General features: G+C 58.7%; 13 protein-coding genes. 2 read left to right on the top strand and 11 right to left on the bottom strand.

The genetic code is table 11. From position 1 onward, the window contains the following. Positions 1-93: 93 nt before the first annotated feature. The 7 genes from sigX to ppsA all read right to left on the bottom strand — a co-directional run bounded on the left by sigX (position 94) and on the right by ppsA (position 7200). Complete coding sequence (sigX, locus tag CQ009_RS17820) at positions 94-684, bottom strand: RNA polymerase sigma factor SigX (RefSeq protein WP_011333251.1); 591 nt, start codon at positions 682-684, stop codon at positions 94-96. 90 nt (positions 685-774) lie between these two features. Then, on the bottom strand, positions 775-1599 hold the full coding sequence (locus CQ009_RS17815; RefSeq protein WP_007916401.1) for a mechanosensitive ion channel domain-containing protein: 825 nt from the start codon (positions 1597-1599) through the stop codon (positions 775-777). 2 nt (positions 1600-1601) lie between these two features. Continuing rightward, a complete protein-coding gene (locus tag CQ009_RS17810; RefSeq protein ID WP_008076827.1) occupies positions 1602-1850 on the bottom strand; it encodes a hypothetical protein in 249 nt (82 codons plus the stop codon). 63 nt (positions 1851-1913) lie between these two features. Next, a complete protein-coding gene (locus CQ009_RS17805) occupies positions 1914-2909 on the bottom strand; it encodes a zinc transporter ZntB (protein WP_064391268.1) in 996 nt (331 codons plus the stop codon). Positions 2910-2931: 22 nt separating this feature from the next. Continuing rightward, the gene (gene rraA / locus CQ009_RS17800) at positions 2932-3423 is read right to left on the bottom strand and encodes a ribonuclease E activity regulator RraA (protein WP_105707864.1); all 492 of its coding nucleotides are present in this window, start codon (positions 3421-3423) and stop codon (positions 2932-2934) included. A 226-nt stretch (positions 3424-3649) separates the two neighbouring features. Next, a complete protein-coding gene (locus tag CQ009_RS17795; protein WP_105707861.1) occupies positions 3650-4639 on the bottom strand; it encodes an alpha/beta fold hydrolase in 990 nt (329 codons plus the stop codon). A gap of 185 nt (positions 4640-4824) precedes the next feature. Next, positions 4825-7200 carry a phosphoenolpyruvate synthase gene (gene ppsA / locus CQ009_RS17790; RefSeq protein WP_064391264.1) on the bottom strand — a complete coding sequence of 792 codons (2376 nt, stop codon included), beginning with the start codon at positions 7198-7200 and terminating at the stop codon, positions 4825-4827. A gap of 332 nt (positions 7201-7532) precedes the next feature. Between ppsA and CQ009_RS17785 the strand changes: the two genes are divergently transcribed. After that, positions 7533-8351, top strand: a complete 819-nt coding sequence (locus CQ009_RS17785; protein WP_016985584.1) for a pyruvate, water dikinase regulatory protein — start codon at positions 7533-7535, stop codon at positions 8349-8351. A 123-nt stretch (positions 8352-8474) separates the two neighbouring features. Here the strand turns inward: CQ009_RS17785 and CQ009_RS17780 are convergent, their stop codons facing one another. Beyond that, positions 8475-9884 carry a PLP-dependent aminotransferase family protein gene (locus CQ009_RS17780; RefSeq protein ID WP_105707858.1) on the bottom strand — a complete coding sequence of 470 codons (1410 nt, stop codon included), beginning with the start codon at positions 9882-9884 and terminating at the stop codon, positions 8475-8477. A 115-nt stretch (positions 9885-9999) separates the two neighbouring features. On the opposite strand from CQ009_RS17780, the gene CQ009_RS17775 reads away from it, so the two are divergent. Beyond that, on the top strand, positions 10000-10914 hold the full coding sequence (locus tag CQ009_RS17775) for an EamA family transporter (protein ID WP_177431004.1): 915 nt from the start codon (positions 10000-10002) through the stop codon (positions 10912-10914). An 89-nt stretch (positions 10915-11003) separates the two neighbouring features. On the opposite strand, the gene prpD is transcribed toward CQ009_RS17775, so the two are convergent. The 3 genes from prpD to acnD all read right to left on the bottom strand — a co-directional run bounded on the left by prpD (position 11004) and on the right by acnD (position 16704). Continuing rightward, entirely contained in the window at positions 11004-12488 is a 1485-nt protein-coding gene (gene prpD, locus CQ009_RS17770; protein WP_064391261.1) for a 2-methylcitrate dehydratase, read from the bottom strand. Positions 12489-12864: 376 nt separating this feature from the next. Then, the gene (gene prpF, locus CQ009_RS17765; protein WP_105707854.1) at positions 12865-14055 is read right to left on the bottom strand and encodes a 2-methylaconitate cis-trans isomerase PrpF; all 1191 of its coding nucleotides are present in this window, start codon (positions 14053-14055) and stop codon (positions 12865-12867) included. 54 nt (positions 14056-14109) lie between these two features. Beyond that, a complete protein-coding gene (gene acnD / locus CQ009_RS17760; RefSeq protein WP_064391259.1) occupies positions 14110-16704 on the bottom strand; it encodes a Fe/S-dependent 2-methylisocitrate dehydratase AcnD in 2595 nt (864 codons plus the stop codon). Positions 16705-16743: the final 39 nt, after the last annotated feature.

The following is a 16743-nucleotide window of genomic DNA, read 5'->3' as shown; positions in this document are numbered from 1 at the left end:
TCTGGTGATTGTGAAGCAGTCCCGCAAACCGGGGGACAACTCGGCGGCAAGTCTATCAGAACTTGCCTACACGTAAGAGATATTTGCGCTGAACTAAGTTTCAGCAATGCCTGCAAATTTCTCACGCAATTTATCTAGAGCACGTTTGTAACGCATTTTTGTCGCACTCAAACCCATGTGCATGATGTCTGCGATCTCCTGAAACTCCAGCTCTGCGACAAATCGTAGCACCAGAATTTCGCGGTCGATCGGGTTCACATACACCAGCCAGCGATCAAGTCCGCCCTTCTCCTCGGGTTTGGGCGCCTTTTCTTCGGACGCTTCCTCGAGGGGGTCAAGACTCAATGCGTCCATCAAGCGACGCTTTCGCCGTTCCTTCCGATACTGCGTAATACATTCGTTGTACGTGATGCTATATAGCCATGTCTTGAACTTCGATTTCCCCTCGAAGTTCTTCAGGCCATACAGCACCTTCAACATGACTTCCTGACAGACATCGTCTGCGTCGCGATCGTTCCCAAGATATCTCGCACAGACGTTAAATAATGTTCGCTGGTAACGCCGCATCAGTTCTTCATAGGCGCGCGTCACGTGAAACAGCTCGGTATGCGAGCGCGCGACCAACTCCTCATCAGAGAGCTCGCGGGGGTCGTAGCGCGTAGATAGCGTTTGGGCTTTATTCAAAACAAGTCGTGCCGACAGTCAGGTCAATGTCCACCGCAACCAGCATCAGCTGGCATTTTGCGGCGGCATACATTAGCAGGGTTTGCCGGATTAGCGGCTACTCACATGCTGTTCCAGCAGGATCCGATTGGAGAGAGAGACTAGCTCACCCTCATCGGTCAGCAATGTGGTTTTAACCGTGCCGATCTCTTCGATCTGGCCTTCGACCTCGCCAACACGCACTTGTTGCCCAACCTGATACAACTCACGCACATAGATTCCCGCAAGAATCTGACCGGCAATTTCCCGGCTTCCCAAACCCATGGCCAGCGCAACCGCCAGACCAACGGTAATCAATACAATGACAATCACATGGTTCAGCAGGTCAGTCTTGACCTCGAGCTGACTGATCGCAACCGAGATGCTGATGATGATCACCAGCCCCTGAGCAATGCGTCCCAGCCCGGAAGCGTAGTCCAGGCCTACGCCTTCTGCCGCCCCGCGCACCAGCCCGTTGGCCAGTTGCGCGAGCAAAACACCTACCAGCAATACCAGGGCCGCGCCGAATACTTTCGGCAAATACAGCGCCAACATATCCAGCGTAGCTGAAACTCGCTCAAGTCCAAGGGATTCTGCTGCAGAAACCAAAAATATCAGCAGAACGAACCAATAGACGATTTTGCCGATCAAGGTCGAGATCGGCACTTGCAGCCCGGCTCGCGACATCAATTTGGTCAGGCCGGTGCCGCCCATCAGACGATCGAGGCCCAGTTTGGCGAGCAGCTTGGACAGCAAGGTATCGAGCAGCTTGGCCACGACGAAACCCAACAGCAGCACGACCAGCGCGCCGAACAGGTTCGGAATGAAGTTGGCTACTTTGGTCCACAACGCAGTCATTGCAGTGACGAGGCTCTGAGTCCAGAGGTCGAGTTCCATATTCAATCAGCCTTATCAGCAGTGCGAGCGGTAGGTTTACGAAGACGGGAAACCGGCGAAACATGCGCCGATCCATTATTCAGGGCAATCATCAGCGCGGGCAGCCAACGGCCCAGCAGGCTGAACAGATCACCGGCGCCAACCTGGCGGTTGGCGGTTTTGAGTACGCGGCCCAGGCAGGCATCGTCGTCGCGGCTGGACGGCGAAGCGTTGAGCATGTCGCGCAAAGACTGTTCAAACGGATCGTGCATACGCACCTCTCGTGATGTCTGTGAAAGACGCGGGCAGATTTGGTCGGGTCACATGCGCCATGTTCAGACCCAGCGCAAACGACGAAATAACCACCACTGACCGAAGGCCAGGGCGAGCACCGTCAAACAGGCGATCAGGAAACCATAAGGGCTGCTGGCGAAGGGAATTCCGCCAACATTTATACCCAGCAAACCGGTGATGAAACTCATCGGTAGAAAGATGCAGGTGATGATGCCGAAACGGTACATCGTGCGATTCATACGCTCGCTCAAACGCCGGTCTTCAGCCTCCAGCACAAGCCCCACGCGCTCTCGGGTCAATTCCAGTTCTTCGAGATAGCGGGTCAGGCTGTTGTTCAATTCGTTCCAGTAATCGGCATCGTCATCGACGAACCACGGCATTTTGATCCGCGTCAATTGACCGAAAATATCCCGCTGCGGTGCGAGAAAACGCTTCAGCCCGGCGGCCCTGCGTCGGATGTGCAAAATGGCCCCATGCTCGGGGGTATACCGTTCGTCGGCATCCATCTTTTCTTCTTCTTCATCGGCAATTTCCGAGAGGCAAGTGACCAGATCCTGCACCTTGTTGGTGAGGAACTGCGCCAGATAAAGAATGAGTTCAGAAGCCGTTTTCGGGCCTTTGCCGTCCGCCAATTGTGCCAGCAACTCATCTGTTGCACGCAGAGGACGCAAACGCAAAGAGATGACGCGTTGGGCGGAGGCAAAAATCCGTACCGAGACCATGTCTTCCGGCTCGGCGCCCGGGTTGAGATTGACTCCGCGCAGGAACAGCAGCAGCTCGGAATCCGGCAGCGGCAACAAACGCGGTCGCGTGTTCTCTTCCAGCAGCAAGTCGCAGGTGAATTCGTTGAGCCCGCTGGATTTGCGCAGCCACGTCTGGGTCTGCGGATGACTGCGATCCCAATGCAGCCACAGGCTTTCATGGGCCTGCAGCCGCAAATCGTCGAGCTCAGTCCGGGCTATCGAACGCGCACCGCCTTTTCCGTCCAGCACCAGGGCATGCACCAGCCCCCATTGCGCGTTTTCTTCCTCGAACATCCGCATCCCTTTGTCGACAGGCTTATTCAGGCATCTTCAGCGGGCTCGGCGAGATGATCACGCCGTTGTTGTCCGCATAAATGTACTGGCCCGGGTGGAACGTCACGCCGGCGAAAGTCACCGGGACATTCAGGTCACCGAGGCCGCGTTTTTCGGTTTTCATCGGGTGGCTGGCCAGTGCCTGCACGCCCAGATCGGTTTGCGCGATGACGTCGACGTCACGAATGCAGCCGTAGATCACCAGCCCTTCCCAACCGTTTTTGGCGGCCTTCTCGGCAATCATGTCGCCCAACAGGGCCCTGCGCAGAGAACCGCCGCCATCAACCACCAACACCTTGCCGTTGCCCTTGAGGTCAGCCTGCTCCTTGACCAGAGAGTTGTCTTCGAAGCATTTGATGGTCACGATTTCGCCGCCGAACGAATCACGGCCGCCGAAATTGCTGAACATCGGTTCCAGCACCTGCACCAGCTCCGGATAGGCATCGCACAGGTCAGGCGTGAGGTAATGGTTCATCGAAAAACTCCTGTAACAAGGAAGACGATCAAGGATGACGCATTCTGTTGAGACGAGATCCGGCGGTCGCTGTTTACCTTAGTCCATCCCATGGTCGCTGAACGAACCTGAACAAACGCTGAAACGTAATAGCTAAACAGCCACCAAAAATGACCAGAACCGCACAATGCGTCATATCTTAGCCGCAAGCCAATCTGAACGAAACGCCCTTTTCAGCGGCGCGACTTCAGACTGCTGCGGCCAGATCCGGCTTCTCACCCAGCAGCGGTGTCTGCTGATCGCTCAACCAGCGCGCTACCAACGGCCACACTTCAACCTGCGCCGCTTTGCTCACCAGCATTTCAACATGGCCGAAATTGTCGTTGAAGCCCTGATCACGCCCCAGATTGATGAACTGCTTGTGTTCGGCGCCAATCTGTTCGAACAACTTGCGGCAGGCCCAAGTCGGATCCTGATGATCACCCGCCGCGCTCACCGCCAATACCGGCACCTGAACATCAGCCAGCCCTGCCCACCAATCCTTGTCCTTGTCACCAAAACGGCCGAACAAGCCGTACCAGCGCATGCTTTCCAGCGCCAGACCGATCGGCTCATCTTCCGGGCCACGCTTGAGGCGCGAACCCGACAGCTGCGCAAAACGCTTGAGAATGAAGCGACCACTCCACTCCACCGGTGGGATTTTCAACGGCCAGTAAGTGCGACTGACCTGCGTGCCGAAAAACGCCGCCGAAGCTACGGCAGGCTCGCCTAGGTATTCGCCACCGAGTGCCGCCGCCAAGGTGATGCCGCCCAGCGAATGGCCGATCCAGTGCGGAATCTGCCCGCTCTGCTCACGCACGAACGCGGCAATCGCCGGCAAGTCGTAACGGGCATAATCGGCGACACGGTTGCGTCGGTATTCCTCGTTGCGCTGCGACAAGCCGTGGCCGCGCATCTCCGGAATCCACACGTCGAAACCCAGACGCGTCAGATACGCGCCCAGCCCCAGACCTTTCGGTGAAAACCAGAAGCGCCGATTGGAAAAACTGCCGTGCAGCAGAATCACCGGCACGCCGCGTGGCTGCGAGTCATCAGCCATGCCCAAACGGGTCACAGCGATTTCCACAGACCAGTCGGGGCTGTTGCCGGGTTTCAGGCGATACACGTCTTCGCTCAGATCACCACGCCGTTCGGCGCTGATCAGGGCGACAGGAAACAGGTTGCTGCTGCTTTGCATAATGCTCTTGCACAAAAAAGGGCGGCATCCGAAGGCGCTCGCCCTACTTCAAATCTCAAAGCCCGCCCCTTGTAGGAGTGAGCCTGCTCGCGATTGCGGTGTATCAGCCGACATTTATGGCGGATGTTATGCCGTCTTCGCGAGCAGGCTCGCTCCTACAGGGGAACGGTCCGTTCACATGTTGATCAAGCCGGGGTTTGGCCTTCGGCGAGGAAGAACCAGGTTTCCAGTACGGTGTCCGGGTTCAGCGACACGCTTTCGATGCCCTGTTCCATCAGCCACTTGGCCAGATCCGGGTGGTCGGACGGACCCTGACCGCAGATACCGATGTACTTGCCGGCCTTGTTGCACGCGGCAATCGCGTTGGCCAAGAGCTTTTTGACCGCCGGATTACGCTCGTCGAACAGGTGCGCGATGATGCCCGAATCGCGATCCAGACCCAATGTCAGCTGAGTCAGGTCGTTGGAGCCGATCGAGAAACCATCGAAGAATTCAAGGAATTCTTCAGCAAGGATCGCGTTGGATGGCAGCTCGCACATCATGATCACGCGCAGACCGTTCTCGCCGCGCTTCAAGCCGTTTTCAGCGAGCAGATCGACGACCTGGCTGGCTTCGCCGAGGGTACGGACGAACGGCACCATGATTTCAACGTTGGTCAGGCCCATCTCGTTGCGCACACGTTTCAGCGCGCGGCATTCAAGCTCGAAGCAGTCGCGGAACGATTCGCTGATGTAACGCGAAGCGCCACGGAAGCCCAGCATCGGGTTTTCTTCTTCCGGCTCGTAGAGCTTGCCGCCGATCAGGTTGGCGTATTCGTTGGACTTGAAGTCCGACAGACGCACGATGACTTTTTTCGGCGTGAACGCTGCAGCCAGGGTGCTGATGCCTTCCACCAGTTTGTCGACGTAGAAGTCGACCGGGTCGTTGTAACCGGCGATACGCTTGTCGACGCTGTCCTTGATTTCCTGCGGCAGACCGTCGTAGTTCAACAGCGCTTTCGGGTGCACACCGATCATGCGGTTGATGATGAATTCCAGACGGGCCAGGCCCACACCGGCGTTCGGCAGTTGCGCGAAATCGAAGGCGCGGTCCGGGTTGCCGACGTTCATCATGATCTTGAACGGCAGCTCCGGCATGGCGTCGACGGAGTTCTTCTTGATGTCGAAGCCCAGCTCGCCTTCGAAGATGTAACCGGTGTCGCCCTCGGCGCAAGACACGGTCACGCCCTGGCCATCCTTCAGCAGTTGGGTGGCGTTACCGCAACCGACCACGGCCGGAATGCCCAGCTCACGAGCGATGATCGCCGCGTGGCAGGTACGCCCGCCACGGTTGGTGACGATGGCGCTGGCGCGCTTCATCACCGGTTCCCAGTCCGGGTCGGTCATGTCGGATACGAGCACGTCGCCCGGCTGGACTTTGTCCATTTCGGAGACGTCTTTGATGATGCGCACTTTACCGGCGCCGATGCGCTGGCCAATCGCGCGACCTTCCACCAGCACGGTGCCGGTTTCTTTCAACAGGTAACGTTCCATGACGTTGGCCTGGGTGCGGCTTTTCACGGTTTCCGGACGGGCCTGCACGATGTACAGCTTGCCGTCGTCACCGTCCTTGGCCCACTCGATGTCCATCGGGCAGCCGTAATGCTTTTCGATGATCATCGCTTGCTTGGCCAGCTCGCTGACTTCAGCGTCGCTCAGGCAGAAACGCGCACGGTCAGCCTTTTCAACGTCGATGGTCTTGACCGAACGACCGGCCTTGGCCTCGTCGCCGTAGATCATCTTGATGGCTTTGCTGCCCAGATTGCGACGCAGGATCGCCGGACGACCGGCCTCCAGCGTGCCCTTGTGCACGTAGAACTCATCCGGGTTGACCGCGCCTTGTACAACGGTTTCGCCCAGGCCGTAGGCGCCGGTGATGAACACCACGTCACGGAAACCGGATTCGGTATCGAGGGTGAACATCACGCCGGCAGTGCCGGTTTCCGAACGCACCATGCGCTGCACGCCAGCCGACAGGGCGACCAGTTTGTGGTCGAAGCCCTGGTGCACGCGGTAGGAAATGGCACGGTCGTTGAACAGCGAAGCGAACACCTCTTTGGCGGCGCGGATAACGTTTTCCACACCACGGATGTTCAGGAAGGTTTCCTGCTGACCGGCGAACGAGGCGTCCGGCAAGTCTTCGGCGGTGGCGGAAGAACGCACGGCCACGGCCACGTCAGGGTTGCCGGCCGACAGCGCGGCGAACGCGGTGCGGATTTCGGCATTCAGTTTTTCGGGGAATTCGGCTTCCATGATCCATTGGCGGATCTGTGCGCCGGTCTTGGCCAGGGCGTTGACGTCGTCGACGTCAAGCGCGTCGAGGGCCTGGTGGATCTGGTCGTTCAAGCCGCTCAGTTCGAGGAAGTCGCGATAGGCCTGGGCGGTGGTGGCAAAGCCGCCAGGGACCGACACACCGGCGCCTGCCAGGTTGCTGATCATCTCGCCCAGGGATGCGTTCTTGCCCCCCACATGCTCAACATCGTGTTTGCCGAGCTTATCGAGGGAAACTACGTACTCTACCAAGGTGATCTCTCCACTAACTGTGTTGGAAAAGCTCAGAAACCGGCGGCCCGGGGGAGCCTCGGCCGGTTGTATGGCCTGGACCTGGAAAATAAGTGAGAATGCTGGCCATTGGCGGCCAACAAATCGCGCCTATCATATCCAAGAATGCTCATAAGTGTCCTGTGTTGCATAGGCATGCCGATGTGGCGAGTGACTGTTGTTGCCAGACAAGGCGCCGCGACAAGTCATAGCTGGCTATGGCGAGGAGCGGCAACGTAGTATGGCGACAACAGGCGCCGCCACATCGGCATTCCTATGCAACACAGGACACTCACTTAAGGCCCAAGGTGCAAATGAAACGATCTGCTTTCTTCATCTCCGATGGCACCGGCATTACCGCCGAAACCCTGGGTCAAAGCCTTCTGGCGCAGTTCGAAAACATTACCTTCAGCAAATTCACGCGACCGTACATCGACAGCGTTGAAAAAGCGCGGGCCATGGTACAACAAATCAACAAAGCCGCCGAAACCGACGGCTTCCGCCCGATCATCTTCGATACCATCGTCAATCAGGACATCCGTGAGATTCTCGCAACGTCCAATGGTTTCATGATCGACATTTTCTCGACCTTCCTCGCCCCGCTGGAGCAGGAACTGACCGAGCATTCTTCCTACACCGTCGGCAAGTCCCATTCGATCGGGCACAACTCCAATTACATGGAGCGCATCGAGGCGGTCAACTTTGCCCTCGACAACGACGACGGTGCGCGCACCCACTATTACGACAAAGCCGACCTGATACTAGTGGGCGTGTCGCGATGCGGCAAAACCCCGACGTGTCTGTACATGGCGATGCAGTTCGGCATCCGCGCGGCGAACTATCCGCTGACCGAAGACGACATGGAACGCCTGACCCTGCCGAACGCCCTGCGCGCCCATCAGCACAAGCTGTTCGGCCTGACCATCGATCCCGATCGCCTCACCGCGATCCGCAATGAGCGCAAGCCCAACAGTCGCTATTCGAGCTACGCGCAGTGCGAATTCGAAGTGCGTGAAGTAGAGAATCTGTTCCGCCGCGAGAACATCCCCAACATCAACTCCACGCATTTTTCGGTGGAAGAGATTTCGGCGAAGATTCTGGTGGAGAAAGGTGTCGAGCGGCGCTTCAAATAGATTTGCGGTGTCTGTGCGACCGCTATCGCGAGCAGGCTCACTCCTACAGTTGATCTTCAGCGGGCACAGATCATGTGGACGACAGAGATTCATTGTAGGAGTGAGCCTGCTCGCGATGAACGATCACACTGTCTCTGTCAGTGCCTGACTTAAAGCTTCAAAACCTGCAAGCAACAACCGATCATCCCCCACCGAATTACACACACTCACCCGAATGAACTGCGGCACCGCTGCATGCCCCACCGCAAACGCCTCAGCGGTAGCGACCAGATAATTGTTCTCCTTCAACTCCGCCGCAATCTGCGAGGCGCGCCACAACTGCGGCACCTCCACCCAGAAGTGCGGGCTGTAAGGGTGAGTCTTATAGTTCAAGCCTTCCAGAGCAGGCGAAACCAGTTCCTTGCGTCGTCCGATCTCGCTGATCTGCTCGTCCAGCAGGCGCTGGGCCATGCCGCTTTCAATCCAAAGACTGGCGACCTCCATCGATAACGGATTGGCCATCCAGCACGTCGCACGAACGGCTGCACTCAAACGCCCGACCAACGCCTGCGGCGCATGCAGGTAACCGACGCGCAATCCCGCCGAAACAGCCTTGCTCAAACTGCCGATCAACACTGAACGCTCCGGGGCGAAATAACTCAGCGGCAACGGCCGTTGGCGATCCAGCACGGCATGCGCTTCGTCTTCGATGATCAGCAGATTGTGTTGGCGACAGACTTCGGCAATCGCCTCGCGCCGTGGGACAGACATCACCGCCGCCGTAGGATTCTGGATTGTCGGTGTGCAATACAGCGCCGAAACACGATGCTGACGGCAGACATCCTCCAGCGCCGAAGGCAAAAGTCCTTCGTCATCCATCGCCGCGCCAAGCAGTCTTATACCCAACTGACGGGCGACACTGATCAATCCCGGGTAGGACAAATGCTCGGTGACCAGCGTGTCGCCGGCCTTGAGCAGCCCCATCAACGCGCACAGCAAACCATGTTGACCACCGTTGACGCACAGCACCTGATCGGCGTGCGGCACGAATTCGCCATGGCTGAGCCACACCGCTCCCGCCACACGATGCCGTGCCATCCCGGCTTCAGCGGTGTACCCACTCAATTGCCGCAGGACGTCTGGCTCGTTGGCCAGATCCAACAGACTTTGACGCATGAGTTCGGCTTCCTGTCCGGGCATCGGTTGATTTCGACTCATGTCCAGGCAGGTGGATGGCTCATCGCTGACATTGCGAAAGCCTTTGTCCTGCGGCCGATCCATACCGCGCTGACGCACGTAAGTGCCATCGCCTACACGGGCGACGACCAATCCCACACGTTCCAGCTCACCGTAGGCACGGCTGATCGTACCGATGGTCACGCCGAGGCTGTCGGCCAACAACCGATGCGGTGGCAACTTGCAACCGGCCTCGATCACACCCTCATCGATGGCCTGAGCGACACCTTCGGCGAGGCGTTTGTACTTCACGCCGACGCCATTGCTTAGTCCGTCACGGAGGATTGACACCATGGCAATACTTACTTTGACAGTCATTGTCACCCCGAATAGCGTGTTGAAAACAGGTTCAATCAGAAATAGACCGTTTCCGCGATCAGGTCAATTCCACCGTTCGGAGTACGCCCACATGTCGACTGCCGTCAGCACACCGATGAACATCAGCAAACCCTGGCTCGCCGGACTGCTCACCAGCACCTTGTTTCTGATTGTCTGCCTGAGTTGGGGCACCACATGGTTGGGGATCAAGATTGCCGTGGAAAGCGTGCCGCCGCTGACCGCCGCGGGACTGCGCTTTCTGATCGCGTTTCCGCTGTTTCTGAGTTTCGCGTTGTTGCGCAAGGAACCGCTGTTGTTCCCCCGGCAAAGCCGCTGGTTTTGCGTGTTCGTCACGCTGTCGTATTTCAGCCTGCCCTACTACCTGCTCAACTACGGCGAAATGCACGTCTCGTCAGGCCTGACCGCGCTGCTGTTCAGTTGCATGCCGGTGTTTATCCTGTTGTTTTCCGCGCTGTTTCTGCGCGAGAAAATCTACCCGTCGCAAATGCTCGGCATCGCGATTGGTTTCGGCAGCCTGTTCATGATTATTCGCAGCCAGGGTTTGCATCTGGATCAGGCCGAATGGCTGGGAGTGCTGGCGATTCTCTGTGCCGCCGTGATGCATGCGCTGTGCTACGTGGTGACGAAAAAACATGGCAGCGCGATCAGCGTGATCACCTACAACACGCTGCCGATCGGCATTGCCGGGGCGATGTTATTTATTGTCGGCGTGAGCGTCGAGACACCGGTATTCAGGGATGTCAGCGCACGCTCCTGGGCTGCCCTGTTTTACCTCGGACTGGTGGCGTCGGTCGGCGGATTCATCGTTTACTTTCTGCTGCTCAAACGTCTGAACCCGATCATCCTGTCGTTCGTGTTCATCATTTTCCCGGTGTTCGCCGTGATCATCGGCGCCTGGTACGAAGGGCAAACCCTGTCCCGGGAACTGATGATCTATTCGGCGATTTTGTTGAGCGGTTTTGCGATCACCAAATTGCCCATCGAAAAATGGCGTACGCGGCCCGTGTAGGAGCTGCCGAAGGCTGCGATCTTTTGATCTTGTTTTTTACAATCAAAGTCAAAAGATCGCTGCCTGCGCCAGCTCCTACAGGTTTTTCGTCAGATCACAAGTAGGTCGACGAAACGGTTTACCGGGGTGGACTCCAGAAGCGCCTGATCCTTGCACAACGAAAAGATTTCGCCGCTACGCTGGCCGGTGAAACGTGTGGCCAGATTGGCCTTGAACTTGTCCTCCAGCAAAGGAATGCCCTCGACACGGCGCCGGCGATGACCGATCGGGTATTCCACCACGACGTTGTCGGTGCTGCTGCCATCCTTGAAAAACACCTGTACGGCGTTGGCAATCGAGCGTTTGTCGGCTTCGAGGTATTCGCGGGTGAAACGCGGTTCTTCAACGATGACCATTTTCTCGCGCAACACATCGATGATCGGATGCGCCCGATGGAAATCGTCTTCGTATTGCTCGGCGACCAGATTGCCGAAGGCCAGTGGCACGGCGGTCATGTACTGGATGCAGTGGTCGCGGTCGGCGGCATTGGCCAGCGGCCCGACCTTGGAAATGATGCGAATCGCCGATTCATGAGTGGTGATAACGATGCGGTCGATTTCATGCAGACGATTGCGCACTTGCGGATGCAGGGTCACCGCCGCTTCGCAAGCCGTTTGCGCGTGGAATTCGGCGGGGAAGCTGATCTTGAACAGGACGTTTTCCATCACGTAACTGCCGAACGCGCGCGAGAAACTGAAGGCGCGTTTATCTTCCGGTTTCAACGCCAGATCGCTGTTGGTATGGCTGAACAACACGTCATAGAAACCCCACTGTTTCGCAGTCAGCACCCCGGGAATGCCCATCTCGCCGCGCATGGCAATGTCAGCCAGACGTACACCGCGACTCGACGCATCTCCCGCCGCCCAGGATTTTCGCGAACCAGCGTTGGGGGCATGACGGTAAGTGCGCAGCGCCTGACCATCGGCAAACGCGTGGGACAACGCCGACAACAGTTGCTCGCGATTGGCGCCCATCAGTTTGGCGGTGACGGCGGTTGAGGCGACTTTCACCAGAATGACGTGATCGAGTCCTACACGATTGAAGGAGTTTTCCAGGGCGATCACGCCTTGAATCTCGTGGGCCATGATCATTGCTTCCAGCACATCGCGAATGGTCAGCGGTGCTTCAGCGTTGGCCACGCGCTTCTGCGACAAGTGATCCGCAACCGCGAGAATGCCGCCGAGGTTGTCTGAGGGATGCCCCCACTCGGCGGCGAGCCAGGTGTCGTTGTAGTCGAGCCAGCGGACGATGCAGCCGATGTCCCACGCGGCTTTGACCGGGTCGAGGCGAAAAGACGTGCCGGGGACTCGTGCGCCAAACGGCACGACGGTGCCTTCGACCATCGGGCCAAGGTGCTTGGTGCATTCAGGGAAACGCAATGCCAGCAGGCCGCAGCCCAGCGTGTCCATCAGGCAGTTGCGGGCGGTGTCGAGGGCTTCGGCAGATTCGGTTTTGAAGGTGAGGACATAGTCGGCGATGTCCTGCAGGACACGGTCGTAGTCGGGGCGGTTGTTCAGGTCGACGTTGGCGCTCATTGCGGTTCTCCTGTGCGGAAATGATGAGTGGTGCGGTCTTCCTCAGGGCTTGGCGGGTTTGGTCTGGTTGATTGCAGGTCTGGGGTGCCTGCTTGTTTTGTGTTTCTTCAGTGAGTGGCCCCTCACCCTAGCCCTCTCCCGAGGGAGAGGGAACCGATTGGGGGATGCTGTGGAGGTTCACCGACGTGAACGATCGCCATTGAATCCATAATCGATCTGGTCAATGCACAATTTCAAACACCTCGGTCGGCCCCTGAACCCATAATCGACTCAATCTTTCAGGTCGATGTACAACCCCAGACACCTCGGTCGGCCCCCTCTCCCTTTGAGAGAGGGCTGGGCGGGCGGCGTTCCGATGAGGGTGAAAAATCTCAAATCAGAAAGAATCACCCGGGATACGCACGTAGCCTTCCATGAGAACGCGTGCGCTACGGCTCATGATGGCTTTCTTCACCACCCACTCGCCGTTTTCCAGACTGGCTTCAGCGCCAACGCGCAACGTTCCGGACGGATGTCCGAAGCGCACAGCATTGCGTTCAACGCCACCTGCAGCAAGGTTCACCAGCGTGCCGGAAATGGCCGCCGCCGTACCGATCGCCACCGCCGCCGTGCCCATCATCGCGTGGTGCAACTTGCCCATCGACAACGCACGCACCAGCAAATCCACATCACCGGCACCAATCGCCTTGCCACTGGACGCCACGTAATCTGCAGGCTTGGCGACAAACGCGACTTTCGGCGTGTGCTGCCGCTTGGCCGCTTCGTCCAGATTGGAGATCAGGCCCATGCGCAGCGCGCCATAAGCCCGAATCTTCTCGAACATTTGCAGCGCTTGCGGATTGCTGTTGATCGCGCCTTGCAACTCGGTGCCGGTGTAACCAATGTCTTCGGCGTTGACGAAAATCGTCGGGATGCCGGCGTTGATCATGGTCGCCTTGAACGTGCCAACGCCCGGCACTTCCAGCTCATCGATCAGGTTGCCGGTAGGAAACATCGACCCTCCGCCGCCCTCTTCTTCCGCCGCCGGGTCCATGAATTCGACTTGCACTTCAGCGGCCGGAAAGGTCACGCCGTCGAGTTCGAAATCACCGGTTTCCTGCACTTCGCCGTTGGTGATCGGCACGTGGGCAATAATGGTTTTGCCAATGTTGGCCTGCCACACGCGCACCACCGCGACACCGTTGTGCGGAATGCGACTGGCATCGACGAGACCATTGCTGATGGCGAACGAACCGACCGCAGCCGAGAGGTTGCCGCAGTTGCCGCTCCAGTCCACGAACGGCTTGTCGATGGAGACCTGACCAAACAGGTAATCGACGTCGTGATCAGCCTTGGTGCTTTTCGACAGGATCACGGTTTTGCTGGTGCTGGACGTGGCGCCGCCCATGCCATCGATTTGCTTGTCGTACGGGTCGGGGCTGCCGATGACGCGCAGCAATAAAGCGTCGCGAACCGGACCGGGAACCTGCGCCGCTTCGGGCAGATCCTTGAGGCTGAAGAATACGCCTTTGCTGGTACCACCGCGCATATAGGTGGCGGGGATCTTTATTTGTGGTGCGTGAGCCATGATGCTCCTTAACGAGGGCATGGGGCCTGAAACCCCACCCCCACATCAGTTGATTTAAACGGCAACCGCCGACTCTTCAAGGAAGTCCTGAGCGAAGCGCTGCAACACGCCGCCGGCCTCGTAGATCGACACTTCTTCAGCGGTATCCAGACGGCAAGTCACCGGCACCTCAACGCGCTCGCCATTCTTGCGATGGATCACCAAGGTTAGATCCGCGCGCGGTTTGCGCTCACCGATCACGTCGTAGGTTTCGCTGCCGTCGATGGCCAGGGTGTGACGGTCGGTGCCCGCTTTGAACTCCAGCGGCAACACGCCCATGCCCACCAGGTTGGTGCGGTGAATGCGCTCGAAACCTTCAGCGGCGATCGCCTCGACACCGGCCAGACGCACGCCTTTCGCCGCCCAGTCGCGAGACGATCCCTGACCGTAATCGGCGCCGGCGATGATGATCAGCGGCTGCTTGCGTTCCATGTAGGTTTCGATGGCTTCCCACATGCGCATGACCTTGCCTTCCGGCTCGACCCGCGCCAGCGAACCCTGTTTGACCTTGCCGTTTTCCACGACCATTTCGTTGAACAGTTTCGGGTTGGCGAAGGTTGCGCGCTGTGCGGTCAAGTGGTCGCCACGGTGCGTTGCGTACGAGTTGAAGTCCTCTTCCGGCAGGCCCATTTTCGCCAGGTATTCGCCAGCGGCGCTGTCGAGCATGATCGCGTTGGAGGGCGACAGGTGATCGGTGGTGATGTTGTCCGGCAGCACCGCGAGCGGGCGCATGCCCTTCAACGGACGCGCGCCGGCCAGTGCGCCTTCCCAGTACGGCGGACGGCGGATGTAGGTGCTCATCTCGCGCCAGTCGTACAGCGGCGTGACTTTCGGGCCGGTGTCTTCGTGGACGGCGAACATCGGAATGTAGACCTGACGGAACTGCTCAGGCTTGACCGAAGACTTCACCACGGCGTCGATTTCTTCATCGCTCGGCCAGATATCTTTCAGGCGGATTTCCTTGCCGTCGACCACGCCCAACACATCCTTCTCGATGTCGAAACGGATGGTCCCGGCGATGGCGTACGCCACCACCAGCGGCGGCGAAGCGAGGAACGCCTGCTTGGCGTACGGGTGGATGCGGCCGTCGAAGTTGCGGTTGCCCGAGAGCACGGCGGTGGCATACAGATCGCGGTCGATGATCTCTTGCTGGATCAGCGGATCGAGTGCGCCGGACATGCCGTTGCAGGTGGTGCAAGCGAAGGCGACAACGCCGAAACCGAGCTGCTCCAGTTCAGTGGTCAGCCCCGCTTCGTCGAGGTACAGCGCGACGGTTTTCGAACCCGGTGCCAGCGAGGATTTCACCCACGGCTTGCGCGTCAGGCCAAGCTTGTTGGCGTTGCGCGCGAGCAGGCCGGCAGCGATGACGTTGCGCGGGTTGCTGGTGTTGGTGCAACTGGTGATGGCGGCGATGATCACCGCGCCGTCAGGCATTTGCCCCGGCACGTCATCCCACTGCCCGGAGATGCCTTTGGCCGCCAGATCCGACACTGCAACGCGAGCGTGCGGGTTGCTCGGGCCGGCCATGTTACGCACCACCGAGGACAGATCGAAAGTCAGGCCACGCTCGTATTGCGCGCCTTTCAGGCTGTCGGCCCATAGGCCGGTGAGCTTGGCGTATTGCTCGACGAGCTGCACTTGCTGATCTTCACGACCGGTGAGTTTCAGGTAATCGATGGTCTGCTGGTCGATGTAGAACATCGCCGCCGTAGCGCCGTATTCCGGGGCCATGTTGGAAATGGTCGCGCGGTCGCCGAGGGTCAGCGCCGCTGCGCCTTCGCCGAAGAACTCCAGCCATGCGCCGACGACTTTCTGTTTGCGCAGGTATTCGGTCAGCGCCAGCACCATGTCGGTGGCGGTGATGCCCGGTTGCAGCTTGCCGGTCAGTTCGACGCCAACGCTTTCCGGCAGACGCATCCACGACGCGCGACCGAGCATCACGCTCTCGGCTTCAAGGCCGCCAACGCCGATGGCGATCACGCCCAACGCATCGACGTGCGGGGTGTGACTGTCGGTGCCGACGCAGGTGTCGGGGAACGCCACGCCTTCACGCACCTGGATCACCGGCGACATTTTCTCCAGGTTGATCTGGTGCATGATGCCGTTGCCCGGCGGGATCACATCAACGTTCTTGAAGGCCTTTTTGGTCCAGTTGATGAAGTGGAAACGGTCTTCATTGCGCCGGTCTTCGATGGCGCGGTTTTTCTCGAACGCCTGCTTATCGAAACCGCCCGCTTCCACCGCCAGCGAATGGTCGACGATCAATTGCGTCGGCACTACCGGGTTGACTTGCGCCGGGTCACCGCCCTGCAAGGCGATCGCGTCGCGCAGGCCAGCGAGGTCGACCAGCGCGGTCTGGCCGAGAATATCGTGGCAGACCACACGCGCCGGGAACCACGGGAAGTCGAGGTCGCGTTTGCGTTCGATCAGTTGCTTGAGAGAGTCGGTGAGCGTGGCCGGGTCGCAGCGACGCACGAGGTTTTCCGCCAGCACGCGGGAGGTGTACGGCAGGGTGTCGTAACTGCCGGGCTGGATCGCTTCGACAGCCGCGCGAGCGTCGAAATAATCCAGAGGACTGCCGGGCAGGGTTTTGCGCAATTCTGTGTTCATCGGGTCAGGACTCGGGTCACGGTGGTTGCAAAGGGTGGG

Source organism: Pseudomonas sp. MYb2 (genome assembly GCF_002979955.1).
Lineage (GTDB): Bacteria > Pseudomonadota > Gammaproteobacteria > Pseudomonadales > Pseudomonadaceae > Aquipseudomonas.
This window is presented reverse-complemented; position numbering and strand designations above follow the sequence as displayed.